22 protein-coding genes and 1 pseudogene are annotated in these 23,513 nt (G+C 74.4%); 9 read left to right on the forward strand and 14 right to left on the reverse strand.

Annotation, left to right across the window (positions count from 1 at the left end):
* Together LWC35_RS34270 and LWC35_RS34275 are read right to left on the reverse strand one after the other, a co-directional pair.
* A partial coding sequence (locus tag LWC35_RS34270) for a chorismate synthase (protein WP_232874657.1) occupies positions 1 to 604 on the reverse strand: 604 nt, incomplete at its 3' end.
* Between the two features lie 12 nt (positions 605 to 616).
* Positions 617 to 1,507, reverse strand: coding sequence for a prepilin peptidase (locus tag LWC35_RS34275; RefSeq protein ID WP_232874658.1), 891 nt, complete (start codon positions 1,505 to 1,507; stop codon positions 617 to 619).
* A 198-nt stretch (positions 1,508 to 1,705) separates the two neighbouring features.
* Here LWC35_RS34275 and LWC35_RS34280 point away from each other — a divergent pair, with 198 nt between their 5' ends.
* Positions 1,706 to 2,572 carry a spermidine synthase gene (locus tag LWC35_RS34280; RefSeq protein ID WP_232874659.1) on the forward strand — a complete coding sequence of 289 codons (867 nt, stop codon included), beginning with the start codon at positions 1,706 to 1,708 and terminating at the stop codon, positions 2,570 to 2,572.
* Positions 2,573 to 2,618: 46 nt separating this feature from the next.
* On the opposite strand, the gene LWC35_RS34285 is transcribed toward LWC35_RS34280, so the two are convergent.
* The 6 genes and pseudogenes from LWC35_RS34285 to shbA form a co-directional block, all read right to left on the reverse strand.
* On the reverse strand, positions 2,619 to 3,860 hold the full coding sequence (locus LWC35_RS34285) for an endolytic transglycosylase MltG (protein ID WP_232874660.1): 1,242 nt from the start codon (positions 3,858 to 3,860) through the stop codon (positions 2,619 to 2,621).
* A 75-nt stretch (positions 3,861 to 3,935) separates the two neighbouring features.
* Positions 3,936 to 4,349 (reverse strand): Holliday junction resolvase RuvX, encoded by a 414-nt coding sequence (gene ruvX, locus LWC35_RS34290; protein ID WP_232874661.1) that lies wholly within the window; start codon positions 4,347 to 4,349, stop codon positions 3,936 to 3,938.
* A gap of 16 nt (positions 4,350 to 4,365) precedes the next feature.
* The gene (gene alaS / locus LWC35_RS34295) at positions 4,366 to 7,026 is read right to left on the reverse strand and encodes an alanine--tRNA ligase (RefSeq protein WP_232874662.1); all 2,661 of its coding nucleotides are present in this window, start codon (positions 7,024 to 7,026) and stop codon (positions 4,366 to 4,368) included.
* A 58-nt stretch (positions 7,027 to 7,084) separates the two neighbouring features.
* On the reverse strand, positions 7,085 to 7,393 hold the full coding sequence (locus LWC35_RS34300) for a hypothetical protein (RefSeq protein WP_232874663.1): 309 nt from the start codon (positions 7,391 to 7,393) through the stop codon (positions 7,085 to 7,087).
* The gene (locus LWC35_RS34305; RefSeq protein WP_232874664.1) at positions 7,390 to 7,791 is read right to left on the reverse strand and encodes a DUF948 domain-containing protein; all 402 of its coding nucleotides are present in this window, start codon (positions 7,789 to 7,791) and stop codon (positions 7,390 to 7,392) included. Before LWC35_RS34305 ends, LWC35_RS34300 begins: the two co-directional genes overlap by 4 nt.
* 196 nt (positions 7,792 to 7,987) lie before the next feature.
* Positions 7,988 to 8,521 (reverse strand): annotated as a pseudogene (gene shbA, locus LWC35_RS34310) (RNA polymerase sigma factor ShbA); the annotation flags it as partial.
* Positions 8,522 to 9,058: 537 nt separating this feature from the next.
* On the opposite strand from shbA, the gene LWC35_RS39915 reads away from it, so the two are divergent.
* Both LWC35_RS39915 and LWC35_RS34320 read left to right on the forward strand, forming a co-directional pair.
* On the forward strand, positions 9,059 to 9,754 hold the full coding sequence (locus tag LWC35_RS39915) for a TetR family transcriptional regulator (RefSeq protein WP_308194734.1): 696 nt from the start codon (positions 9,059 to 9,061) through the stop codon (positions 9,752 to 9,754).
* 137 nt (positions 9,755 to 9,891) lie between these two features.
* Positions 9,892 to 11,019 (forward strand): DNRLRE domain-containing protein, encoded by a 1,128-nt coding sequence (locus LWC35_RS34320; protein ID WP_232874665.1) that lies wholly within the window; start codon positions 9,892 to 9,894, stop codon positions 11,017 to 11,019.
* On the opposite strand, the gene rocD is transcribed toward LWC35_RS34320, so the two are convergent.
* The 3 genes from rocD to LWC35_RS34335 all read right to left on the reverse strand — a co-directional run bounded on the left by rocD (position 11,006) and on the right by LWC35_RS34335 (position 13,727).
* Complete coding sequence (rocD, locus tag LWC35_RS34325) at positions 11,006 to 12,181, reverse strand: ornithine--oxo-acid transaminase (protein WP_232874681.1); 1,176 nt, start codon at positions 12,179 to 12,181, stop codon at positions 11,006 to 11,008. The two genes, LWC35_RS34320 and rocD, sit on opposite strands and share 14 nt — an antisense overlap.
* A gap of 89 nt (positions 12,182 to 12,270) precedes the next feature.
* Positions 12,271 to 13,107, reverse strand: coding sequence for a dimethylargininase (gene ddaH / locus LWC35_RS34330; protein WP_372463156.1), 837 nt, complete (start codon positions 13,105 to 13,107; stop codon positions 12,271 to 12,273).
* A gap of 137 nt (positions 13,108 to 13,244) precedes the next feature.
* The gene (locus LWC35_RS34335) at positions 13,245 to 13,727 is read right to left on the reverse strand and encodes an Lrp/AsnC family transcriptional regulator (RefSeq protein ID WP_232874666.1); all 483 of its coding nucleotides are present in this window, start codon (positions 13,725 to 13,727) and stop codon (positions 13,245 to 13,247) included.
* On the opposite strand from LWC35_RS34335, the gene LWC35_RS34340 reads away from it, so the two are divergent.
* Positions 13,717 to 15,000: an arginine deiminase gene (locus LWC35_RS34340; RefSeq protein WP_308194735.1), complete on the forward strand. Its 1,284-nt coding sequence runs from the start codon at positions 13,717 to 13,719 to the stop codon at positions 14,998 to 15,000. The two genes, LWC35_RS34335 and LWC35_RS34340, sit on opposite strands and share 11 nt — an antisense overlap.
* A gap of 109 nt (positions 15,001 to 15,109) precedes the next feature.
* Complete coding sequence (locus LWC35_RS34345) at positions 15,110 to 16,012, forward strand: S1 family peptidase (RefSeq protein ID WP_232874667.1); 903 nt, start codon at positions 15,110 to 15,112, stop codon at positions 16,010 to 16,012.
* A gap of 121 nt (positions 16,013 to 16,133) precedes the next feature.
* Here the strand turns inward: LWC35_RS34345 and LWC35_RS34350 are convergent, their stop codons facing one another.
* Positions 16,134 to 17,498 (reverse strand): replication-associated recombination protein A, encoded by a 1,365-nt coding sequence (locus LWC35_RS34350; RefSeq protein ID WP_232874668.1) that lies wholly within the window; start codon positions 17,496 to 17,498, stop codon positions 16,134 to 16,136.
* Positions 17,499 to 17,552: 54 nt separating this feature from the next.
* Positions 17,553 to 18,797 (reverse strand): hypothetical protein, encoded by a 1,245-nt coding sequence (locus LWC35_RS34355; protein ID WP_232874669.1) that lies wholly within the window; start codon positions 18,795 to 18,797, stop codon positions 17,553 to 17,555.
* A gap of 264 nt (positions 18,798 to 19,061) precedes the next feature.
* Here LWC35_RS34355 and LWC35_RS34360 point away from each other — a divergent pair, with 264 nt between their 5' ends.
* The 4 genes from LWC35_RS34360 to LWC35_RS34375 all read left to right on the forward strand — a co-directional run bounded on the left by LWC35_RS34360 (position 19,062) and on the right by LWC35_RS34375 (position 22,287).
* The gene (locus tag LWC35_RS34360; RefSeq protein WP_232874670.1) at positions 19,062 to 20,312 is read left to right on the forward strand and encodes an aminotransferase-like domain-containing protein; all 1,251 of its coding nucleotides are present in this window, start codon (positions 19,062 to 19,064) and stop codon (positions 20,310 to 20,312) included.
* A gap of 11 nt (positions 20,313 to 20,323) precedes the next feature.
* Positions 20,324 to 20,812: an Lrp/AsnC family transcriptional regulator gene (locus tag LWC35_RS34365; protein WP_232874671.1), complete on the forward strand. Its 489-nt coding sequence runs from the start codon at positions 20,324 to 20,326 to the stop codon at positions 20,810 to 20,812.
* Positions 20,813 to 20,822: 10 nt separating this feature from the next.
* The gene (locus tag LWC35_RS34370; protein ID WP_232874672.1) at positions 20,823 to 21,980 is read left to right on the forward strand and encodes an aminotransferase class I/II-fold pyridoxal phosphate-dependent enzyme; all 1,158 of its coding nucleotides are present in this window, start codon (positions 20,823 to 20,825) and stop codon (positions 21,978 to 21,980) included.
* Between the two features lie 91 nt (positions 21,981 to 22,071).
* Positions 22,072 to 22,287, forward strand: coding sequence for a hypothetical protein (locus LWC35_RS34375; protein ID WP_232874673.1), 216 nt, complete (start codon positions 22,072 to 22,074; stop codon positions 22,285 to 22,287).
* A gap of 198 nt (positions 22,288 to 22,485) precedes the next feature.
* Here the strand turns inward: LWC35_RS34375 and LWC35_RS34380 are convergent, their stop codons facing one another.
* A complete protein-coding gene (locus LWC35_RS34380) occupies positions 22,486 to 23,319 on the reverse strand; it encodes a GDSL-type esterase/lipase family protein (protein WP_232874674.1) in 834 nt (277 codons plus the stop codon).
* Positions 23,320 to 23,513: the final 194 nt, after the last annotated feature.

Consider the following 23,513-nt stretch of genomic DNA (forward strand, 5'->3'; position numbering starts at 1 on the left):
TGGCCTCGGAGAGGGCGCGGACCGGGCTGGCGTCGACGCGGTCGAGGTCGCCGGGCCCGGGGACCGGGTCGTCCTCCGGGGCGTCGACGGCGCCGATCGCGACGACGTGCGACACGACGTCGACCCCGAAGGCCTGCTTGAGGAACGCCTTGGCGACCGTGCCGAGCACGACCTTCGCGGCGGTCTCGCGGGCGCTGGCGCGCTCGAGGACCGGGCGGGCCTCGTCGAAGCCGAACTTCGTCATGCCGGCGAGGTCGGCGTGCCCCGGCCGCGGCCGGGTCAGCGGGGCGTTGCGGGCCCGGTTCGCGATGAGCTCGGGGTCGACGGGATCGGCCGCCATGACCGTCTCCCACTTGGGCCACTCGGTGTTGCCGATCCGGACGGCCACCGGGCCGCCCTGGGTCACGCCGTGCCGGATGCCGCCGATCACCTCGAGCTCGTCCGCCTCGAACGCCATCCGCGGGCTGCGCCCGTGGCCCAGCTTGCGGCGGCCCAGCTCGGCCTGCAGCTCCTTGGTCGTGACCTCGACACCGGCGACCATGCCCTCCAGCACGGCGACCAGCGCAGGACCGTGCGACTCCCCGGCGGTGATCCAACGCAGCACGCCGCGATTCTCTCACCCCCCGCTCATCGGTCCGACGGCACCGCTCACGCCGCCCGCCAGGACCACCACGAACACGACCAGCCACGCCGAGCCGAGCATCGGCGGCCCGAGCGGCAGCTCCGACGGCGAGCCCGGCCGCGAGGAGACTCGTCGCGCGCCGCTCCGCCATGCCGGCGCCGATCCCTCCGACGGTCCGGGGGCCACCGCGTCGGCCGGGCCGGCGACCGACGGAACCCCGCCCCGGCGGCGGCGCGCCGACCGGAAGACCAGGAACACGGCCGTGCCCGCACTCACCACCGCGGTGAGCGCACAGCCGAGGAGCAGGGCCGGCCACGAGGCGGCGGTGAGCAGGGCACCGACCGGAGCCGCGAGCTTGACGTCGCCGAGCCCGAGCGACCGGGGCGACACGGCATGGACCAGCAGGTACAGGCCCGCGAGGAGGGCCGCCCCGGCGACCGCGCGCCCGATCGCCGCGAGCCCGAGCGGCGCGGCGAGGAGGAGGGCGGCCGGCAGTGCCGGAAGGGTGAGCGCGTCGGGCAGCCGGCGGTGTCGCAGGTCGACCACGCCCGCCACCACCGCCAGCCAGCCGGCCGCGAGCAGCAGCGGCCCCCACGACCACGGCAGCGCGCCGCTGCCCGCCGTGCCGACGACGAACGCCCACGGCACCCCGACCGCCACCTCCAGCCAGGGCGGCGCCACGCGCGTGCCCCGCCGCAGCCGGCCCAGCAGTACCCGCCCGACGGCCCCGGCCAGCATCCCGAGGCCGAACCCCAGGACGGCCCACCCCACCCCGGGCCCACTGGGCAGGAAGCCGCCCGGCGAGAGGCCGCCCGGCAGGATCCCCGCCGTCGTGGCCGTCGCTGTGGCCGTCGTCGTGAGCGCGGCCAGCACTCCGCTCGTCATGCCGTCGATGCTCGCCCGGCCCGCCGACCAGCGGCGGGACGCCGAGCAAGCTGTCCACAGACCGGCCGTTCCGTGGATGGACCCGCGGGAGCGGGCCCGCGCGGAGCGTTCCTGTCGGGCGGGACCGGTAGTGCGCGTCACCTTCCTCGCACCCGACCGGACGGTGCAGCACCGCGCCGGGGCGGGAAGGATCGTGGGGTGCCCGACCCCGTCCGCCGCGACGCACCGCTCGCGCCCGCCGTCGTCCGCGCGGAGATCGACCACGGCCGGGCCGAGCTGGTCGGCGACCCCGAGCGCCCGCTGGCCTGGACGCTCCTGGTCAACGGCACCGCGCAGTCGCACGTCGACCTCGCCGACCCCGAGCACCTGGAGTTCGAGTACGTCCGGCGGATGGGCCACGTGGTCGACACGATCGCGCCGCCGACGGAGCCGGTGCGCGCCGTCCACCTCGGCGGGGGCGCCTGGACGCTGCCCCGGTACGTCGCCGCGACCCGCCCCGGCTCGCCGCAGCTCGTCGTCGAGCTCGACGCCGCCCTCATCGACCTGGTCGCGGCGCGCCTGCCCGCCGACGGCACGGGCATCGACGTGACCAGCGGCGATGCCCGTGCCCGCCTCGCGACCCTGCCCGCCTCCTCCGCCGACCTGCTGGTCCTCGACGTCTTCGCCGGTGCCCGCACGCCGGCCCACCTGACCTCGGCCGAGTTCGTGGCCGACGTCCGCCGGGTCCTCGCGCCGGGCGGGGTCTACGTCGCGAACGTGGCCGACGGGGGCGCGCTGGAGTTCGCCCGCGGCCAGATCGCCACGGCGGCGGCACACTTCCCCGAGACCGCCGTGATCGCGGCGCCCGATCTGTTGTCCGGCCGCCGGTTCGGTAACCTGGTGCTGGTCGCCTCGGACCGGCCGCTCCCGGTCGCGGACCTCACCCGGCGCACCGCGGGCGACCCCTTCCGCGCCCGGGTGCTGGCCGGGCCTGCGGTCGCGAGGCTGGCGCGGGGCGCCGCCGTGCGGCACGACCGGTCCACCACGCCCTCGCCCGTCCCGCCGCCCGGCTTCTTCGGGCAGTGACTCCGCGGGTCGTGCCCCTTCGGGCCGTGACGCAGGTGGGGGCCGCCTAGAATGCCCCGTTCCGGATCGCCTCGGCGACGTTGGTCTGGTGCTCGGCCAGCGACGTCGCGAAGCAGGAGGTGCCGTCCTTCTGGCACCGCACGAAGAAGGTCCACGGACCCGCCTCCGGGCGGAGCGCCGCGGCGATCGCGTCCTTGCCCGGCGCCGCGATCGGCGTCGGCGGCAGGCCCGTGTTCTGGTACGAGTTGTACGGTCCCGCCGTGCCCCGCGCCTCGGCCGTGGTCCGCAGCGCCTGCAGGTCCAGCGGGTAGTTGACCGTGGAGTCCAGCTCCAGCCGCTGGTCGATGTCGAGCCGGTTCGTGATCACCCGGGCGACCTTGCCCATGTCCGGGGTGATCGCCTCCTTCTCGGCCAGCGAGGCGAGCACCAGGAGCTGGTAGGTGGTGAGGCCGTCGTGCGTCGCGTCGGCGGTGAGGCCGCCGGACTCGAGCTGCGCGACCGACACCGCGAACAGCGACTTCCAGACCTCCGTGGCCGAGGTGCCGGGGGCGACGTCGTAGAGCCCGGGCACGATCAGCCCCTCGAACCTCCGGTTCGGCTCGGCCCGGGCGACGTCCTCGACCGCCCACTGCGGCACCCCCAGCGAGGCCGGGTCGGCCGTGGCCATGACCTGTCGCAGCTCCTCCGGGCTCACGCAGCGTCGCGCGCCGTCGATCCGGGCGCAGCTGGCCTGCGAGACCAGGCTGATGACGCCGGGCGCGACCGTCCCGTCGGGCGAGCGGGTGTCGTCGAGCTGGGTGCCGCCGCGGATCTCCAGCCGGCCCACCCGGGAGGACGGGTCGATCATCGCGGCCACCGCCGACTCGCCCGACATCTGCAGCCGCATCTGGTAGTAGCCGGGCTGAATGGCGAGGACCTTCTTCTCCTCGGCCGCGGCCTCGGTGAACGCCTCGGGGCTGGCGACGACGCCGCGGCGCGCCAGCATCGTGCCGATCTGTCGCGTGGAGTCCCCGTCGAGGACCCGGACCACGGCGTCGCCCTGGCCCTCGCCGTCGAAGTCGTCCGTGAAGAACTTCGAGCCGACCAGGTAGGCACCTCCGCCGAACACCACCCCGAGCAGGAGCAGCGCCGCGAGCAGCACGAACAGTCCACGTCGCCGCCGCTTGCGGGCGATCTCGCGCAGCTCCGCCCGCCGCGCCGCGAGCTCCTCGCGCCGGGTCAGGAACGGGCCGGTGGGGTGGTTCACGCCGCGCGGCCCGCCCGACGGCGGTTCCGGCTGCTGCGGCACGTCCCGTTCACAGCTCCGCAGGGTAACGGGTGCCGGATCCGCCCGGCGCGGAGCACGCCCGACCGGGCCGGACGGTCACCGACGGGTGTCCAGGTACCCCTGCAGGATGGCGACGGCGGCGGCCTGGTCGATCACGGCGCGCTGCTTGCGCCCCTTGACGCGGCCCCGCAGCTGCTGCGTGGCGACGACGGTCGTGAGCCGCTCGTCGTGCAGGACGACCGGGACCCCCAGCACGGCCTCCAGCTCGACCTTGAACGCCTGGGCGGCCTCGGCCGCCGGGCCCTCGCGGCCGGCGAGGGTCCGCGGCAGCCCGAGTACGACCTCGACGGCCAGGTGCTCGTCGACCAGCTCGGCGATCCGCCGGGCCGCGCCCTCGCGGGGCACCGTCTCCAGTGGCGTGGCGACCAGACCGTCGGGGTCGCACAGGGCGACCCCGACGCGCACCGAGCCCACGTCGACGCCGAGCCGGCGCCCGCGCGGGTCGATCACCGCGGGAACCCGGGGATCAACCCCGGACCGCTTCGCGCAGCTTCTGGATGGCCGCACCGACGCCGGACGGGTCCGTGCCGCCGCCCTGGGCGAGGTCCGGCTTGCCGCCGCCCCGCCCGCCGACGGCCGGCGCGAAGGCCGGGATCAGCGTGCCGGCGGCCAGCCCCCTCTCCCGGGCCGCAGCGGTGGTGGCCACGACGAACGCGACCTTGCCGCCGTCGGTCGAGAACAGCGCGACGACGCCCGGCTTCGACCCGAGCCGTCCGCGGACGTCCGAGGCCAGGTTGCGCAGGTCGTTGCCCCCAAGCCCGGCCGGCGCCTCGACGGCCACGACGGAGACGCCGCCGAGGTCCTCGGCCTGCTGCGCGAGCGTGCCGGCCGACGCGAGCACGGCCTCCGCGCGGTGCTTCTCCAGGTCCCGCTCGGCGTCGCGGAGCCGCTCGACCAGCCCGTTGATCCGCTCCGGCAGGTCCTCGGGCTTGGCCTTGAGCTGCTCGGCCAGCTGCGAGACGAGCAGGTGTTCCTTGGACATGTGGTCGAAGGCGTCGAGCCCGACGAGCGCCTCCACGCGCCGGACCCCGGAGCCGATCGACCCCTCGGAGAGCACCTTGATCAGGCCGATCTCGCCGGTCCGGCCGACGTGGGTGCCTCCGCACAGCTCGCGGGAGTAGTCGCCCATGTCGACCACGCGGACGCGGTCGCCGTACTTCTCGCCGAACAGCATCATCGCGCCGAGGCGCCTGGCCTCGTCCATCGAGGTCTCGTAGGCCTCGACCTCGCGGTTCTGCTGCAGCACCGCGTTGATCTCGCCCTCGACCTCGGCGAGCTGGGTCGGCGTGACCGCGCCGGAGGGCGAGGTGAAGTCGAACCGCAGCCGCCCGGGGGCGTTGAGCGAGCCGGCCTGCGCGGCCGAGGTGCCGAGCGCACCACGGACACCTGCATGCACGAGGTGGGTGCCGGTGTGGGCGCGGGAGATCGCGGCCCGCCGGGTGACGTCGATCTCGGCGACGACCGGGGAGTCGACCGTGGCCGTGCCGTTCGTGACGACGCCCCGGTGCACCCGCAGGCCCGCGACCGGCGACTGCACGTCGTCGACCCGGATCGTGAACGAGCCGGACCGCAGCTCACCGGTGTCCGCCTGCTGGCCACCGGCCTCGGCGTAGAACGGCGTGCGGTTCAGGACGACCTCGACCGCCGAGCCCTCGGGTGCGGCCGGGACCGGCTGCCCGTCGACCAGCAGCCCGACGATCGTGCCCTCGGCGGCCAGGTCGGTGTAGCCGAGGAACTCCGTGATGCCGTGGTTGTCCAGCACCGCGCGGTAGACCGACGCGTCGCCGTGCCCGACCTTGCGGGAGGCGGCGTCGGCCTTGGCCCGGCTGCGCTGCTCCTGCATGAGCGCGGTGAACCGGTCCTGGTCGACCTCGAGCCCCTGCTCGGCGGCCATCTCCAGGGTGAGGTCGATCGGGAAGCCGTAGGTGTCGTGCAGCTGGAAGGCGCGGTCGCCGGGCAGCACGAGCCCACCGGCCTTCTTCGTCTCCGCCACGGCGGTGTCGAAGATCCGCGACCCGGCGGTGAGAGTGGAGAGGAAGGCCTCCTCCTCCGCCTCGACGACGGCCGAGATCCGCTCGAAGTCCGTCGTCAGCTCGGGGTAGGTCGGGGACATCTCGTCCCGCACCACCTCGGCGAAGGCCCGCAGCACCGGCTGGGTCACGCCGAGCAGCCGCGCGGAGCGGACGATCCGGCGCAGCAGCCGGCGCAGCACGTAGCCGCGGCCCTCGTTCGACGGCGTGACGCCGTCGCCGATGATCATGACGCCGGAGCGGGCGTGGTCGGCGATGACCCGGAAGCGGGTGTCGTCCTCGGGGCTCGCCCCGTACCGGCGGCCGGACAGCGCCTCCGCCTGCGCGATCACCGGCCGGACCAGGTCGGTCTCGTAGACGTTGGCCACGCCCTGCAACAGGTACGCGACGCGCTCGACGCCCATGCCGGTGTCGATGTTCTTGCTCGGCAGCGTGCCGACCGGCGGGTGGCCGAGCTTCGGGCTCAGCTCACCGCGCTCGTCCTGCATGAAGACCAGGTTCCAGATCTCCAGGTACCGGTCCTCGTCGGCCTCGGGGCCGCCCTCGCGCCCGTACTCCGGACCACGGTCGTAGTAGATCTCCGAGCAGGGCCCGCCAGGACCGGGCACACCCATGTCCCAGTAGTTGTCCTTGCCGCCGCGGCGCTGGATCCGCTCCTCGGGCAGGCCGGCGATCTTCTTCCAGAGCGCGATGGCCTCGTCGTCGTCCTGGTAGACGGTGACCCAGATGCGGTCGGGTTCGAACCCGAAGCCGCCCGACGCGCGGTCGCCGGTCACCAGGTTCCAGGCGTGCTCGATGGCCCCGGCCTTGAAGTAGTCGCCGAAGCTGAAGTTCCCGGCCATCTGGAAGAACGTGTTGTGCCGGGTCGTGCGGCCGACCTCGTCGATGTCGCCGGTGCGCACGCACTTCTGGATCGACGTGGCGCGCGGGTACGGCGCCGGGACGTCACCCAGGAAGTACGGCTTGAACTGCACCATCCCGGCGTTGACGAACAGCAGGTTGGGGTCGTCGAGGATCAGCGACGCGCTCGGCACGGAGGTGTGCCTGGCCTGGACGAAGTGCTCGGTGAAACGACGGACGATCTCGTGGGTCTGCACGGGTGTCTCTCTCGAGGGGGAAGACGGGGGGACGACGGCGCGGTGCGGCAGGGACCGCTCAGGCCCCTGCCCCGCGCGCTCGCCCCCGAGGGCGGGCCGGCTCGTCCTCGGCCACGGCCTCACTGTAGGACGGGACGTGCCCACCCGTCCGCCGCTCGACGAGGTCGGTGAGCTCCTGCTCGCGGGTGGCCATGCCGGCGCGCACCTCGGCGCCGAAGGCCCCGAGCCCCGCCCCGAGCTCGCGCAGCCCGTCGGCCAGGTCGGCGCCGATGCCCTGCGGGGTCAGCCGCTGCTTGGTCTCGGTGAGCCGGCGGGTGACGTAGGCCCCGGCGGCCGCGCCGACGCCGACCCAGAACAACCGCTTCACTTCTTCCTCCCCCGGCGGCGGCCACGGGAGTGCGCCCCCGCGTCCTTGCCGGCGCGGCGGGCCTTGATGGCCTTGTTCAGGCCGTAGGAGAAGGCGGCGGCGCGCACGAGCGGGCCGCCCAGGGTCGCGGTGAACAGCGAGGTCAGCACCGAGACGTTGCTGGTGACGGTCCGGGCGTTCGAGGTGATCCCGTCGACCCGCTCGAGCTGCGTGTTGACGCTGTTCAGGGTGGTGTGCGCGTCGACCAGCAGCGGAGCGCTGCCCTCGTGGGCCTTGCGGATCGCGACGGTCGCCTCGTCGAGCGTGCGGCCGAGCTTCAACAGCGGGATCGCGAGCAGCACGACGAGCACCACGAACGCGATCGCCGCGATGAGCGCGGCGATCTGACCAGCCGACACGGACCCCTCCAGCGATCTTGGACCTGCGACCGCCACGGGCGTGGAGATCGGCGGTCAGGCTACTCCCCCGGCCGCCGCTCCCCACCTCCGGATCACGTCCGGATCAGCCGGTGGTGTCGGCCGTACCCTCGTCGGTGTCGGCGGCGGACACCATCGCGTCGGCAACGGCTTCGGCGACCTCCCGGGGCAGGCCGCCGGAGACGAGCTGGCGCAGCCGCGCGAGCGCGCGGTGCTGCGTGACGCGGACGGCGCCGGGGGTGGAGCCGACGGTCTGCGCGGTCTCCTCGGCGCTGAGCCCGACGACGACGCGGAGCACGAGGACCTCGCGCTGCCGCTCCGTGAGCACGCCGAGCAGCCCGCCGAGACGCTGGTTCAGCTCGGCGGTCAGCGCCAGGTGTTCCGGGCCGTCGAGCACCACGCCGGTGTCCGGCACGTCGGCGACCGGCTCGGAGCGGTTGCGGCCGATCGCCCGGAAGGTGTCGGTGACCTTGTGCGCGGCGATGCCGTACACGAAGGCGCGGAACGACAGGCCCTTCACCGTGTAGCCGGGAAGGGCGGCGAGCACGGCGACGCAGACGTCCTGCGCCACGTCCTCGGCCGAGCCGATCACCGTCTCCTGGCGGCCGAGCCGGGCCCGGCAGTACCGCAGCACCAGCGGGCGGATCTCCTCGAGGAGCCGCTCGCGGGCCCGCAGGTCGCCCTCGACGGCGGCGGCCACGTACTGCTCGAGGACCGACGGCGCCGGGACCGATCGGTACCGCCGGGCCCTGGCCCCCGGGACGACGGTGAGCTGCGGGCCGTCGGGGAGCGCGGTGACGGGCTCGACGGTGAGCCGCTCCGGCTCGGCGAACGCCGCGCCGAACGGGTCCGGGGGCTCGAAGGCTGCCGCGGCGGTCATCGGACCGTTCCCGAGGCAGGGCGGACGAAGGCGTGCATGGGTTCCCCTCCCCTGCGACGCAGGGGGCGTGCCCGACCCTGGGCCGGACGGCGCCCCTCCGCGCCGTGCGCGGTAGTGGGCGGCCGGGGCCCGATGTGCCCGTCGGTCCCTGGCCGCGTGCTCCGGACGGAGCGACCGTGCGACACCTGCCCGGCCGCCTTCGGCGGCCCCCGACGGGCCGGTGCCCGTACCGTCCGCCCGGACGATGGCCGCCGGGCCGTGCCCTGCCCGACGAGACCGTTCGAGATTCAAGTACGTGGTCACCATCTTGGGTGATCCTCGAAATGGAGTCAAGCCCAACTCGGCGCGTTTCGGCTACCGTCCGTCAATGTGACTACCGGCGGAGGCGGCCGTTCGAGCGATGCCCGGGCGCGGGCCGCGCGAACGAAGCGCGACCGCACCCGCCGCGCCCTGCTCGACGCCGCCGACGCCAACTTCGGCTCCCGCGGCTGGAACCGCACCCGCATGGAAGACATCGCGGCCACCGCGGGCGTGAGCCCCGCGACCGCCTACAACCACTTCCCGAGCAAACACGCCCTGATCGGTCACGTCTACGCGCCACTGGTCGATTCACTCGTCCAGCAGGCGGAGCAGGACCGCAGGGCCGGTCGGCCGGTGCTCGACGCACTGCGCGACCAGGTCAACGCCCTGACCAGGACGAGTTGGCGCCACCGCGGGCTGACCGCCGCATTCTGGTACGGGGTCCAGGACTACCTCGCCACCCGCGTCGGCGGACCGCCGGACCCGGCCGACCTGGGCGACCCCCGGACCCTCGCCCCGGTCCCGGACGCCATCCTGGGGCTCCTCGCCGACGGACAGGCCTCCGGGGAGCTGCGGCCCTACCCGTCGGCCCTGGAGATCAGCGGGTTGATCGTCAACACCCTGCTCATCCGGGCGGTCAACCGGCCCCACGAGCCGCCGGAGCAGACGGCCGAGCTGTTACTCACCGTGCTCTTCGGGACACTGAAGCCTGAGCTGCTCTGCGGGGCCCTGGAGGACGAGCGGCCGCTCGCACGCGACCACTGAACCGCCTCGCGGGACGGACGGGCGACGGGGCGCGACGAACGGTCCCCGAACGGGTGGATCCGGTCCCCCGCTGCGGGCGCGTTCCTTGCCGTACCCCACACGGGGTCGTACCTGTACCGATCATGGAACGTCGCGCGGTGTCCCGCACCGCCACCCTGCTCTCCCTCGCACTGTCGCTCGGCACGGCCGCCGTCCTCACCGCCGCCCCCGCCGCCGCAGCGCCCCCCGCCGGTCCCACCACCCCGTCCACGGAGGCCGGCAGCACCACCAGCGCCACCTCCGAGTCCAGCGTGCGGCCCGACGGCGCCCGGACCGTCACCCTCTACAGCGGCCCGGTGCGGGTGCAGCGCGGCGCCGAGTGGCTGCCGGTAGACCTCACCCTGCAGACCGGGCCCGACGGCGTCGTGCGGCCCGTCGCGGCACCCCACGACCTCAGGCTGACCCCGACCGGGCCGTCGGTGCGCTACGCCGAGGGCGGATCGGCCGCGGTCGTGTGGCCGGCCCCGCTGCCCACCCCGCAGCTCGACGGGCCGAAGGCGACCTACCGGCAGGTCCGGCCCGGCTACGACCTCGAGGTCGAGGCGACCCGCGCCGGCTTCGTCGCCTCGGTGCGCAAGGACGGCACGCCGACCGGCCCCGCGCCGGACCTGAAGCTCACCGGGAACGCCGAGGCGCTGCCCGACGCGTCCGGCTCGCTCACCGAGGCCGAGTCGGCCGTCAGCCGGGTCGTCGCCGCGGCCCCGGTCACCACCGACGCGCCGGTCCCCTTCGACACCACCGCGCAGACGACCGTCAGGAACACCGACACCTCGGGCGACCCGGACCTGCGGCTCGGCAGCTACGACGGCAAGGAGGCGGCCCGCAGCTACCTCACCTTCGATCTCACCGGTGCGACGTCCGCGGACGTCCGGTCCGCGACGCTGGACCTCTACCAGACCTGGTCCGCCTCCTGCCGGCCGCGGGCCTGGGAGGTGTGGACGCTGCCCGCGGGCACCACGGTCGGGCCGAAGCTGCGGTGGGCGAACCAGCCGCAGGGCGACCGCCTGCGCGCGACCAGCACCGACACCCGGGGCAACGCCGCGGCGTGTGCGCCGGGCTGGAGCAGCGTCGACGTGACCGGGCTGGTGCAGGAGTGGGCGGCCGCCGGCGCCACCAGCGGCACCGTGATGCTCAAGGCGGCCGACGAGACGGATCCGCTGTCCTGGAAGCGGTTCGCCTCCGCGGAGACGGCGACGGTCCCGCACCTCTCCGTCACGCTCGGCTGAGGACCGCCTCCAGGACGTCGAGTGCCAGGTGCAGGTCCTGCTCCTCGACGACGAGCGGCGGCGAGAGGCGCAGCGTCGGGCCGTGGGTGTCCTTGGTGAGCACCCCGGCCCGGGCGAGCCGCTCGCCCAGCTCGCGCCCGGTGCCGAGGGCCGGGTCCACGTCGATCCCCGCCCACAGGCCCACCCCGCGCACGGCGGTCAGGCCCGGCATCGCGCGCAGCCGCGCCTGCAGGACCTCGCCGACCGCGCGGGTGTGGGCGAGGACGACGTCGTCGCGCAGGATCCCGATCACCGCCCGGCCGACGGCGCACGCCAGCGGGTTCCCACCGAACGTGGAGCCGTGCTGCCCGGGCCGGAGCACCCCGAGGACGTCGGCGTCCGCCACCACGGCCGACACCGGCACCACGCCGCCGCCGAGCGCCTTGCCCAGCAGGTAGACGTCCGCCTGCACCCCGCCGAGGCCGCGGGTCGCGAGCACGTACCCGGTCCGGCCGAACCCGGACTGCACCTCGTCGGAGATCCAGAGCACCCCGGCGTCGGTGCAGATCTCCCGCACCGCACGCAGGTAGCCCTCGGGCGGGACGATCACGCCCGCCTCGCCCTGCACCGGCTCCAGCAGCACGGCGACGGTCTCCGGGGTGATCGCGGCGCGGAGGGCGTCGGCGTCGCCGTACGGGACGACGTCGAAGCCGGGGGTGAAGGGGCCGAAGCCGCCGCGGGCCTCCGGGTCGGTGGAGAAGGACACGATCGAGATGGTCCGGCCGTGGAAGGCGCCGGCCGCCACGACCACGCGCGCCCGGTCGGCGGGAACGCCCTTGACCTCGTAGCCCCACTTCCGCGCGACCTTCAGTCCGGACTCGACGGCCTCGGCGCCGGTGTTCATCGGCAGGACCATGTCCTTGCCGAGCAGCGCCGCGAGCTCGGTGCAGAACGGGCCCAGCTGGTCGTTGCCGAACGCCCGGCTGGTCAGCGTCATGCGGTCGAGCTGGGCGTGCGCGGCGGCCCGCAGCACCGGGTTGCCGTGGCCGAAGTTCAGGGCGGAGTAGCCGGCGAGGAAGTCGAGGTAGCGGCGGCCCTCGACGTCCGTCACCCAGGCGCCCTCCCCGGAGGACAGCACCACCGGAAGCGGCGCGTAGTTGTGGGCGGAGTGCTCGGCGAGCATCCGCTCGTGGTGTGCGGTGGCGGACTCGTGTCCGACGGGGGGCTTCGCCTCGAGGGTCGGCTCGGCCCGCTTCGGCTCCGACGTGAGGGTCATGCGCGCACCTCCAACGTGCAGCACTTGGGTCCGCCGCCGCCCTTCAGCAGCTCGGACAGGTCGACGCCCACGGGCTCGTACCCGCGGTCGCGCAGGGCGGCGGCCAGGCCGGCCGCGGCGGCGGGGAGGACGACGTGCCGGCCGTCCGACACGGCGTTGAGCCCGAGGACCGCCGCGTCGACCGGCGAGGCGAGCACCGCGTCGGGGTAGCGGCCGGCCAGCACCCCGCGGGAGCGGGGGGTGAAGGCCTCGGGCAGGTAGGCGATGTCGTGCCCGGACAGCACGGCGACCGCGGTGTCGAGGTGGTAGTAGCGGGGATCGACGAGCTCCAGGCCGATCACCGGGCGACGGAGCACCCGGGCCGCCTCGGCGTGCGCCCGGGGTTCGGTGCGGAACCCGGTGCCGGCCAGGACGACGTCGCCGGCCACGAGGAGGTCGCCCTCGCCCTCGTTCACGTACGTCGGCTCCGTGTACGGCCCCACCTCGACCAGGGCCTTGCGGTAGAGCTCGGCCTCGGCGGCGCGCTGGGGGTGGCGGAAGCGGGCCCCGTAGACCCGGCCGTCCACGATCGCCGCGCCGTTGGCCGCGTAGACCATGTCCGGCAGCCCGGGCTCGGGCTCCACGACGGTCACCTCGTGGCCCAGTTCGAGGTAGGTGCGGCGCAGGGTCTCCCACTGCGCCGTGGCCAGGTCGCGGTCGACCGGCGTGCCCGGCCGCATCCAGGGGTTGATCGCGTACTCGACGGCGAAGTACGTGGGCGGGCACATGACGTAGTGCCGCCGGGTGGGCGTGCGGTCCGGGCTCGTCTCGGGCCGGGTGAGAACGCTGGTCACGGGGCCTCCCTCGGCGCGCCGGGAGTCACGTCCTCGCGCCGCCCGTCAACGGTAGGGAGGCCCCTGTCCCGTCGACAATCACGCTTCGTTGCCCATCGACGCGCGATCGTTGCGTGATCGAGAGTAGAAACAGTGTTTCAGTGCATGGTCGGTGGGGGCCGGCGGATGAGCGGCGAGAGCACCAGCACGGACTTGGTCCGCTCGACGAAGCCCTCCGCCCCGATCTGCTCCAGCACCTGCTCGAAGTGCCGCATGTCGGCGGCCAGGATGCGGACGAGGGCGTCGGCGTCGCCGGACACGGTGCTCGCGTCGACGACCTCGGCCAGCCCGGCGCAGGCCCGGCGGATCGCCGCCGGCGGCGTCGACGGCCGGCAGTACAGCTCGACGTAGCCCTCCACGGTCCAGCCCAGCGCGGCCGGGTCGAGGCGCACGGTGAACGCCGTGATCACGCCGTCGGCGCGCAGCCGGTCGACCCGCCGCTTGACCGCGGACGCCGACAGCCCCACCTCCGCGCCCAGCTCCGCGAAGCTGCGGCGCGAGTCGGCGACGAGCAGCGTCACGATCTTCTCGTCGAGCGGGTCCCAGCGCACCCGCCCATCTTCGGCCACGATGACGTTCATGCACCCCACGGACACCCCGGACGGGTCCCGTGCCGTCCGGTCCGCCGAGCGGCTCTACCGGGTCGACTCGGAGGTCGGCATGCTGCGGCAGGTCCTGCTGCACCGGCCGGGCCTCGAGCTCAAGCGGCTGACCCCGGGCAACAAGGACCAGCTGCTGTTCGACGACGTCCTGTGGGTCCAGCGCGCCCAGGAGGAGCACGACGGCTTCGCGGCACTGCTGCGCGGCCGCGGCATCGGCGTCCACCTTTTCGACCGACTGCTCCGCGAGACCCTCGAGCTGCCCGAGGCGAAGGCCTACGCCCTCGACCGGATCTTCGACGACCGGATGTACGGCCCGCTCGCCGTCGACGCCCTGCGCAACCTGTTCGACGCGATGGACGTCGACACGCTCACCGAGCACATGATCGGCGGCATCACCAAGCGCGAGGTGCTCGCACGGATCGACGAGCCGCGGTCGATCGCGTTCCACATCCTCGGCCCGGACGACTTCGTGCTCGAGCCGCTGCCCAACCACCTCTACACCCGCGACACCACGGCCTGGATCCACGGCGGCGTCGCGATCAACAGCATGCGCAAGCAGGCCCGGATGCGCGAGACCGTGCACTACGAGGCGATCTACCGGTGGCACCCGCTGTTCGCCGGGGCGGGCTTCGACGTCTGGTCGTCGGGCTCGGTGAACGGGCCGGCGACCGTCGAGGGCGGCGACATCCTGGTCCTCGGCGACGGCGCGGTGCTGATCGGGATGAGCGAGCGCACGCGGCCGGCGGGGGTCGAGCGACTGGCCCGGTCGCTGTTCGCCGGTGGCGAGGTGGACCGGATCGTCGCCCTGCGGATGCCGCACGGCCGGGCGCTGATGCACCTCGACACGGTGCTCACGATGGTCGACCACGGGACCTTCGTGAAGTACGCAGGGCTCGGGATGCTGCCGTCGTACACGGTGCGGCCGGGCGACTCGGACAAGGAGATGGTCATGACCGACCATCCGCCGGAGGACATGCACGCCGCGATCGCCGCCGCGCTCGGACTGGACTCGATCCGCGTGCTCACCGCCGAGCAGGACGTGCACTCGGCCGAGCGCGAGCAGTGGGACGACGGCTGCAACCTGCTCGCCGTGTCCCCCGGCGTCGTCGTGACCTACGAGCGCAACGTCACCACGAACACCTACCTGCGCAAACAGGGCGTGGAGGTGCTGGAGGTGCCGGGCGGCGAGCTCGGCCGCGGACGCGGCGGGCCGCGGTGCATGAGCTGTCCGATCCTGCGCGACCCGGCCTGAGCGACTCGCCTTGCTCGGCCGAATACGCAGCGTGTAACTACGCCGAACGAGTGACGCACACGCGGGTGGACGTCCGGTCCGGAGGCAACGCCGCCCTCGTTGGCCCGGCGTGGCCGCCCTCGACGGACAGCGCACCGCGGTGCGCCTCCCCGGATTCCGGACCGTGCTCCGCGCCCTGCTCGTCCTCACCGCCGCCGGGGCCCTCACCGGTGCCGGGGTGGCGGCGGCCTCGCCGCCGGACCCGAAGGCGGCCGCGCCGCTCGCCGCGCCGGCCGCCGTCATGGCCCTGCTCGACGCCCGGACCGCGGCCGGCATGCCCGCCGGCATCGCGGACTACGGCATCGAGGGCGACGTCGTCGGCGTCCGGCTGGCCGGCGACCCCTCCCCCGAGGTGACCGCGCTGCTCGACGGCATCGACCCGGCCCTGCTGAAGATCGAGACCGGGGCGGGCGCGCCGCACCACCAGGCGTTGCGCGGCGGCCAACGGATCACCGGCGGCAACACCCGCTGCACCCTCGGCTTCTCGGCCGGCGCGGGGGCCCAGGACTGGATCATCACCGCGGGGCACTGCACCCGGGAGTCCGACGAGTGGCTCGACGCCGACGGCGAGGTCATCGGCGACGGCGCGAAGACCGCGAGCAACGGCGTCGACGTCGGGGCCGTGCCCGTCACCGCCTCCACGGCGGCGCTGCCCGAGGTCGCCTCGGTGCCGGTGCGGGGCACCGTGCCGGCGCCGGTCGGCTCCACGGTGTGCCTCTACGGCAGCACAAGCGGTAAGACCTGTGGCAGCGTGACCGCGCGCGACCGGACCGTGAACTTCGACGGGCAGCAGCAGCGCGGCATGGTGGTGGCCTCGATCTGCACCGCCCAGGGCGACTCCGGCGGTCCGTACATCACCGCCGACGGGCAGGCGCAGGGCGTGCACAGCGGCGCGGGAGCCGGCTGCACGGCCTACTTCACCCCGATCGACCAGGCCCTGAGCTCGTTGGGCCTGACCCTGCGCACCACCTGACCGCGCCCCGATCCGCATTATGGTTCCATAACGCGAATCACGAGGCCGACAAATCGCATTATGGTTCCATAACGCGATCCACGAGGCCGAGAAATCACACGCTCCGGACAAGGCGCTGGGTTCAGCGGCCGCGGACGGCGCGGCGGAGCTTCGGCAGGCGCTCGGCGAGAACCCGCTCGGCGCCGTGCGTGGTGGGCTCGTAGTAGTCCTTGCCGACGAGCTCGTCCGGGGGGTACTGCTGCGCCAGGACCCCGTCGGGCGTGCTGTGCGGGTAGCGGTAGCCGACGGCGTTGCCCAGCTTCTGGGCACCCGCGTAGTGCCCGTCCCGCAGGTGCGCCGGCACCGCGCCGACGGCCCCGGCCCGCACGTCGGCCATGGCGGCGTCGATCGCCGCGATCACGGCGTTGGACTTGGGCGCCGTGGCCAGGTGCACCGTGGCCTGCGCCAGCGCGAGCCGCGCCTCCGGCATGCCGACGAGCTGCACCACTTGAGCCGCTGCGGTGGCTGCCTGCAGGGCCGTGGGATCGGCGAGCCCGATGTCCTCGCTCGCGTGGATCATGAGCCGGCGCGCGATGAACCGCGGGTCCTCCCCCGCGACGATCATCCGGGCCAGGTAGTGCAGGGCGGCGTCGGGATCGGAGCCGCGGATGGACTTGATGAAGGCGCTGATCACGTCGTAGTGCTGGTCGCCCGCGCGGTCGTAGCGGACCGCGACCTCGGTGACCGCCCGCTCGACGGCGGCCAGGTCGACGACGCCGGTGCCGTCGGCCAGCACCCCGTCGGCCGCCGCCTCCAGTGCGGTCAGGGCTCGGCGGGCGTCGCCCGCGGACAGCCGGACCAGCGCGGCCTCGCCGTCCTCGGCGAGGGTGACGGCGCCGTGGAGGCCCTGCTCCGCGCTCACCGCCCGGCGGAGCACCTCGCGCACCTCGTCCTCGTCGAGCGACTGCAGCTGCAGCACGAGCGAGCGGGACAGCAACGGCGAGACGACCGAGAAGGACGGGTTCTCCGTAGTGGCCGCGACCAGCAGCACGACCCGGTCCTCGACCGCCCCGAGCAGCGCGTCCTGCTGGGTCTTGGAGAAACGGTGCACCTCGTCGATGAACAGCACGGTGGCGCCGCCGTGGTAGTCCCGGCGGCGGCGCGCGTCGTCGATCACGGCGCGCAGCTCCTTCACCCCGGCGGACAGCGCCGAGAGCGCGACGAAGTGCCGCTCCCCGGCCCGCGCCATCAGCCGGGCGAGCGTGGTCTTGCCGGTTCCGGGCGGGCCGTAGAGCAGCACGGATGCGGGGGCGCCGCCCTCGAGGAGCCGGCGCAGCGGGGCCCCGGGCTTGAGCAGGTGGCGCTGGCCGACCACCTCCTCGAGCGAGCGCGGCCGCATCCGCACGGCGAGGGGCGCGCCCGGGGCGGGGCGCGCCTCCTCCGCGGCGGCCTCCGGGGACCCGGAGGGCTCGCCGATGTCGAACAGACCGTCGGATGCAGTGCTCATCGCCGTCCAGGGTGCCACTGGGCACCGACGGTTCGGCACGCACCGCGCCGACGGCTACGAGTGCAGCTCCTGGACCAGCGTCGGCGTGCCGACCTGGGGGTTCTCCTTGTTGCGCAGCGAGGCGTAGGTGACGACGGCGACGCCCGCGGCGGCCAGGGTCACCGGCAGGCTGAGGATGCCGACGAGGATCGAGAACGCAACCGAGTTCGGGGACGCGAACAGGCCCACGATCGCCGACACGATCCAGCGGTAGATCCCGGCCGCGATGACGGCGGTGATCAGCCGGCCCGCTGTCGGCCAGAAGTGCGGATTGACCAGCGCGAACGTCCGTCCGATGCCGGCCCGCTCGTACATGATCACACCGGTGAGCGTCGCGGCGAACACGATCAGCAGGTAGAGGCCCGGGATCACCAGCAGGAAGAACCCGATGACGACCATGATGCCCGCGAGGATGCCCCAGCCCAGGAGCGGGAGGGCCCGGCTGACCGCGAAGGACAGCGCCTCCCCCGCGCCCACCGGCTGCTCGGCCGCCTGCCGGGTCACCACGTAGACCGAGGCGCCCTGGGCGAGCAGCGACACCGCGACGACGATGATCGCCGAGAGGGCCCCGCCGATGGCCACCCCGACGACGCCGCCGCCCGTCGCGACGACGAGGGCGATGATCGCGCCGACGATCAGCGCCGGCAGCATGGTGGCGATCTGGATCAGCAGCAGGGGCTGCCAGCTGCGCCCGAGGACGGCGAGGACCTTGGTCCACCAGTCCGAGAAGTCGGCGGCGACCAGCGGGTCCGCGAGCGGCGCGGGCGCCCCGCCTCCGTACGGGGCGGGCTGTCCGTAGCCGTAGGGCTGCTGGCCGTATCCCTCCGGCCCGTAGCCCTGCTGGCCGTAGCCCTGCTGGCCGTAGCCCTGCTGGGTGTAGCCCTGCTGGCCGTACCCCTCCGGCCCGTAGCCCTGCTGTCCGTACCCGGCCGGCGGCGGGTGGCCCTGTGCCCCGTACCCCTGGCCGGGCTGCCCCTGTGCCGGTTGTCCCTGTGCCGGTTGTCCCTGTGCCGGTTGTCCCCGTGCCGGTTGTTCCTGCGCCGGCTGCCCCGGGGCGGGCCCGTAGCCCGCGGGCGGGGCCTGGCCGTACTGCCCCTGCTGCCCCGGGACGTACCCCTGCGGCGGCGGGCCCTGGCCCTGACCCGGCGGCGGGTACCCGCCGGACGGCTCCTGTCCGCCCTGCTGAGGCGGTGCCGAGCCGGGCTCCGGGGCGCCCTGCTCGCCGGACTGGTGGCGGTCGTCACCCGACGGGTTGCTCATACCGGGCAACCTAGAGCGTCCGACCACATCGGTCACCGGGTCGGAAGTCCCGTGAGCCGATTGCAACCCGATCGGGGCGATCCCACGATTCGGGAAGTGATTTCCGGATCGCAGGACAGGAGGCGCAGTATCGATACGGGCGCCGGTCCACCCGATCCCGCGCCCGTGCTTCCGCGGACGATCCCCGCGGGACGGCCCGGCCCTCCCGGTGACCACCGGGAGCGCCCGGTCCCCGCCCCTGCCCCACCTCTCCGCGAGGCCCTCGTGACCAGTACCGATCTCCGTCCCCCCACCTCGACCACCCCGGCCGGGTCGCCCCCGGTCGCGCTGGCCGCCCGGCTCGCCGGGATCCGCGGCTCCGCGATCCGGGACCTCCTCACGCTCACCGCGCGCGACGACGTGCTGAGCCTGGCCGGCGGCCTGCCCGCCGCGGACCTCATGCCGCGCGAGCGCATCGCCGCCGCCGCCGACCGGGCGCTGCGCTCGCCCGCCGCCGTGCAGTACTCGGAGACGGCCGGGCTCGCCGAGCTGCGCGAGGTCGTGGCCGCGCACGAGACCGGCCGCACCGGCCGCGCGGTCGCGCCCGCCGACGTCGTCGTGACGAGCGGGTCGCAGCAGGCCCTGGACCTGCTCGCCCGCGCCCTGCTCGACCCGGGCGACCCGGTGGCCGTCGAGGACCCGGTGTACGTCGGGGCCCTGCAGGTCCTGCAGGCCGCCGGCGCCGAGGTCCACCCGGTCCCGCTCGACGCCGACGGGATGCGCGTCGACGTCCTGGCCACGCGGCTCGAGGCCGGGTTCCGGCCGCGCCTGGTGCACACCGTGTCCAGCTTCCACAACCCGCGCGGCGTCACGATGGGCCAGGAGCGCCGCCGGGCCCTCGCCGAGCTGGCCGAGCGGTACGGCTTCCTGGTCGTCGAGGACGACCCCTACGGCCTGCTGGCCTTCGACGGCGCACCGCCCCGCCCGCTGGCGGCGCACGGCGAGCGCGTCGTGCGGCTGGGCAGCGCGTCGAAGGTGCTGGCCCCGTCGCTGCGGGTCGGCTGGCTGGTCGCGCCGCCGGTGCTGGCCGCCGCCGTCGAGCGGCTCAAGCAGTCCACCGACCTGTGCGGGTCGTCCCTCACCCAGATGATCACCGCCGAGCTGCTGGCCGACGAGGAGTGGTTCGCGGCCCACGTCGAGGGCGTCCGGCGGGAGAACCGGGTCCGGGCCGCGGCCCTCACTGCTGCGGTCGACGCGGAGTTCGGCGCCGCGGTCCGCCGGTCCACCCCGACCGGCGGCATGTTCTGCTGGCTGGAGTTCACCGACGGCACCGACACCGCGCGGCTGCTGCCGATCGCCCTGGAGCACGGCGTGGGCTTCGTGCCCGGCGCGGCGTTCTCCGTCCACGGCGCGGCGGAAGGAGGCTCCGGGCTCCGGTCGGCCGCCCGGCTCTGTTTCGCCACCTACCCGCCCGATGTGCTGACCGAGGCCGTGCGGCGGCTCGCCGGGGCCGCCGCCGGCCGCACCGCGCAGTAGGGTCGGGGATCGTGCGCGAGATCCTGGAGCTGCTGGAGCGGGACGCGTCGCTGAGCCACGACACCCTGGCCACCATGACCGGTCGGCCCGTCGCCGAGGTGTCGGCCCAGATCGCGGCGTGGGAGGAGGCCGGTGTCATCCGCCGGTACAAGGCGGTCGTCGACTGGGAGAAGGTCGACGGTGCGGAGGCCACCGAGGTCACAGCGTTCATCGACGTCGCGGTCGCGCCGGCGCGGGGGGTCGGCTTCGACGACGTCGCCGAGCGGATCTCGCGGTTCGACGAGGTGCGCAGCTGCTACCTGGTGTCCGGCGGACACGACCTGCGGTGCACCGTCGTCGGGTCGAACATCCGGGCGGTCAGCGACTTCGTGAGCCGCAAGCTCTCCACCATCGACCGGGTCACGGCGACCGCCACGCACTTCGTGCTGCACACGCACAAGCGCGACGGCGACACCTTCTTCGAGCCCGAGCCCGACCACCGGCTCCGCGTGACCCCGTGAGGAGCGCCCGATGAAGCCGCTCAACGACGTCATCGCCTCCTGTCCGCCGTCGGGCATCCGGCGCTTCTTCGACATCGCCGCCGAGATGGACGACGTGATCTCCCTCGGCGTGGGCGAGCCGGACTTCGTCACGCCGTGGCGGATCCGCGAGGCCGGCATCTACGCCCTCGAGCACGGCTACACCACCTACACCTCCAACGCGGGCCTGCCGGAGCTGCGCCGACTGATCTGCGGGGAGCTGGAGAAGCGGTACGCCGCGCAGTACGCCTGGGACACCGAATGTCTGATCACCACCGGGGTGTCCGAGGGGCTGGACCTGGCGCTTCGGGTGCTGCTCAACCCCGGCGACGAGGTGGTCGTGCCGGAGCCCTGCTACGTCGCCTACGAACCGTGCGTGTCCTTCGCGGGCGGCACCCCGGTGCGGGTGGCCACGCGGTGGGAGGCGGACTTCGCGATCGACCCCGCCACCGTCGAGGCCGCGATCACCCCGCGCACCAAGGCGATCCTCATCGGCTCGCCCGCGAACCCGACGGGTGCGGTGCAGCCGCGGGCCGCGCTCGAGGGTCTGGTCCGGCTGGCCGAGAAGCACGACCTCTACCTGATCTCCGACGAGATCTACGACCGGCTGACCTACGACGACACCCACGTCTGCCTGGGCGCGGTGCCCGGGGCGCGGGAGCGGACCGTGGTGCTCGGCGGGTTCTCCAAGGCGCAGGCGATGACGGGGTGGCGCGTCGGGTGGATCTGCGCGCCGCAGGCCGTGGCCGAGCTGTGCGTGCGCGTGCACCAGTACACGATGCTGTGCGCCCCGCACGTCTCGCAGATCGCCGCGGTGGAGGCGCTCAAGGAGGCCGACGGCGACGTCCGGGAGATGGTCGCCGACTACGACCGGCGCCGCCGGGTGTTCGTGAAGGGCCTGCGCGAGATCGGGCTGGAGTGCCCCGAGCCGGGCGGCGCGTTCTACGCCTTCCCGTCCATCCGGTCGTCGGGTCTGGACTCGGAGACCTTCGCCGAGCGGCTCCTCCACGAGGAGAGCGTGGCCGTGGTGCCCGGCAACGTGTTCGGGCCCTCCGGCGAGGGACACATCCGGTGCTCCTACGCGACGGCCTTGCCGCAGCTGGAGGAGGCGCTCGTACGCATCGACCGGTTCCTCGGCTCGCTGCGGTAGCCGTCGCGCGATCACAACCGTCGCCGGATCGCAACACTCTGCGGCGTGGCGTTCACAGCGCGGCAACGCGACCGGTCCATCCTTCGGGGGCATGGACGACGGCACTCCTGTCCCCGCCCGCCCGACCCACTCCTGCACGCTCTGCGCCGGCCCCCGGACCGCGAACGACGTCCGGGGCCTGGCCTGGAGCAGCCACCACGTCGACGGCGTCACCAGCTGGGTCTGCGGGCCCTGCACCCGCGCCCACCTGTTCGAGATCGAGACGGGGCAGCCGGTGCGACCCGCCGCGCTCCCCCGCTCCGCCTAGGCTAGGAGGCTGCTGAACAACCCCGGTCGTTGCGAGCGGCGTCCAGGTGGTGTCCGCGCAAGGCGGAGGCCGCAGCTCATACCGGGCGTCTTCGCAAGGCCGACAACGCTGCGCGGGCGCCGCCTGGGCGTTGCGCAGTAGGGCGGGGTTGTTCAGCAGCCTCCGAGGACCTCCCGGCCGGGTGGTCGGACGGCACGGTCAGGCGGCCCGCGCCCGTCCGCCCGTGAGCAGGCCGTGCAGGATCACCGGGCCGAGGTCGCGGCCGCGGCGCACCAGCCAGGGCGTGCCGCGCACCACGATCCACGCGGCCCGGTGGAACGCGGTGATCTCGCGCCCGCCGCCGCAGGCGATCGGCACGGGCGCGGGCACCGCGAAGCCCGAGCTCGCGAGCAGCTCGCCCGCCGCCCGGGCCAGCAGCCGGTGCCCCAGCTCCGAGGGGTGCAGCCGGTCCACGCTCCAGGCCGCGCGCTCGTAGCCGCCGGGAAGCAGGTGCAGGTCCAGCACCCCCACACCGGGAGCGTCCGCACCCGCGATCGCCCCGTCGATCGCCGTGTTCAGGGCGGTCACCCGGGTGCGCAACGCGTCCCGCAGCCGCCCGGGCAGCCGGAAGACGCGGGTGTGGTCGTGGTAGCGCAGGACCAGCGGGAAGGTGCCGGCGGCGGCGAGCTCGGCCAGGGTCGCGGTGAGGTCGGCGTGGATGCCGGCCGGGTCGAAGTCCGAGCGCAGGGTGTCGTTCATCCCCGCGCAGATCACCGCGGCCTCGGGCCGCGCGGGCAGGACCGCGGCGAGCTGGGGGCCGCGGACGTCGGCCATCCGGGCGCCGGTGCGGGCGGGGTTGAGCAGCCGGGTGCCGGGGCCGAGGGCGTCGCGGAGCAGGACGGGAAACCCTCGCCAGCCGCCGCCGGGCAGCGGGTCCCCCAGCCCGACGGCCGTCGAGTCCCCGAGGGTGGCCAGGGTCGTGACGGGGCGGCTCGAACCGGCGGAAGTGGTCGTCGGGAGGGCACGGAAGGGACGCACGCTCTGCACGGACACGAGCGCATGATCGGGTCGCAAGGCTCCGCGGCGGTGTGCGGGTGGTGACGCGTCGCCGACGGCTTCGCGAACTCCCACCGGCGGACGCACGTCATGGATCCGTACTGCGCCCGAACCCCACCCTCAGACGCGCTATGGATCCATACTGCGCCCGAACCCCACCCTCAGACGCGTTGTGGATCCGTACTGCGACC

The organism is Pseudonocardia kujensis (assembly GCF_021283305.1).
Classification (GTDB): Bacteria; Actinomycetota; Actinomycetes; order Mycobacteriales; family Pseudonocardiaceae; genus Pseudonocardia; species Pseudonocardia kujensis.

Coding starts and splice junctions, on each gene's coding strand:
- LWC35_RS34275 (WP_232874658.1), bottom strand. CDS start 1,507: ATGACGAGCGGAGTGCTGGCCGCGCTCACGACGACGGCCACAGCGACG.
- rocD (WP_232874681.1), bottom strand. CDS start 12,181: ATGCTCGCCGAGCACTCCGCCCACAACTACGCGCCGCTTCCGGTGGTG.
- LWC35_RS34340 (WP_308194735.1), top strand. CDS start 13,717: ATGACGTTCATGCACCCCACGGACACCCCGGACGGGTCCCGTGCCGTC.
- LWC35_RS34335 (WP_232874666.1), bottom strand. CDS start 13,727: ATGAACGTCATCGTGGCCGAAGATGGGCGGGTGCGCTGGGACCCGCTC.
- LWC35_RS34350 (WP_232874668.1), bottom strand. CDS start 17,498: ATGAGCACTGCATCCGACGGTCTGTTCGACATCGGCGAGCCCTCCGGG.
- LWC35_RS34355 (WP_232874669.1), bottom strand. CDS start 18,797: ATGAGCAACCCGTCGGGTGACGACCGCCACCAGTCCGGCGAGCAGGGC.
- LWC35_RS34370 (WP_232874672.1), top strand. CDS start 20,823: ATGAAGCCGCTCAACGACGTCATCGCCTCCTGTCCGCCGTCGGGCATC.
- LWC35_RS34375 (WP_232874673.1), top strand. CDS start 22,072: ATGGACGACGGCACTCCTGTCCCCGCCCGCCCGACCCACTCCTGCACG.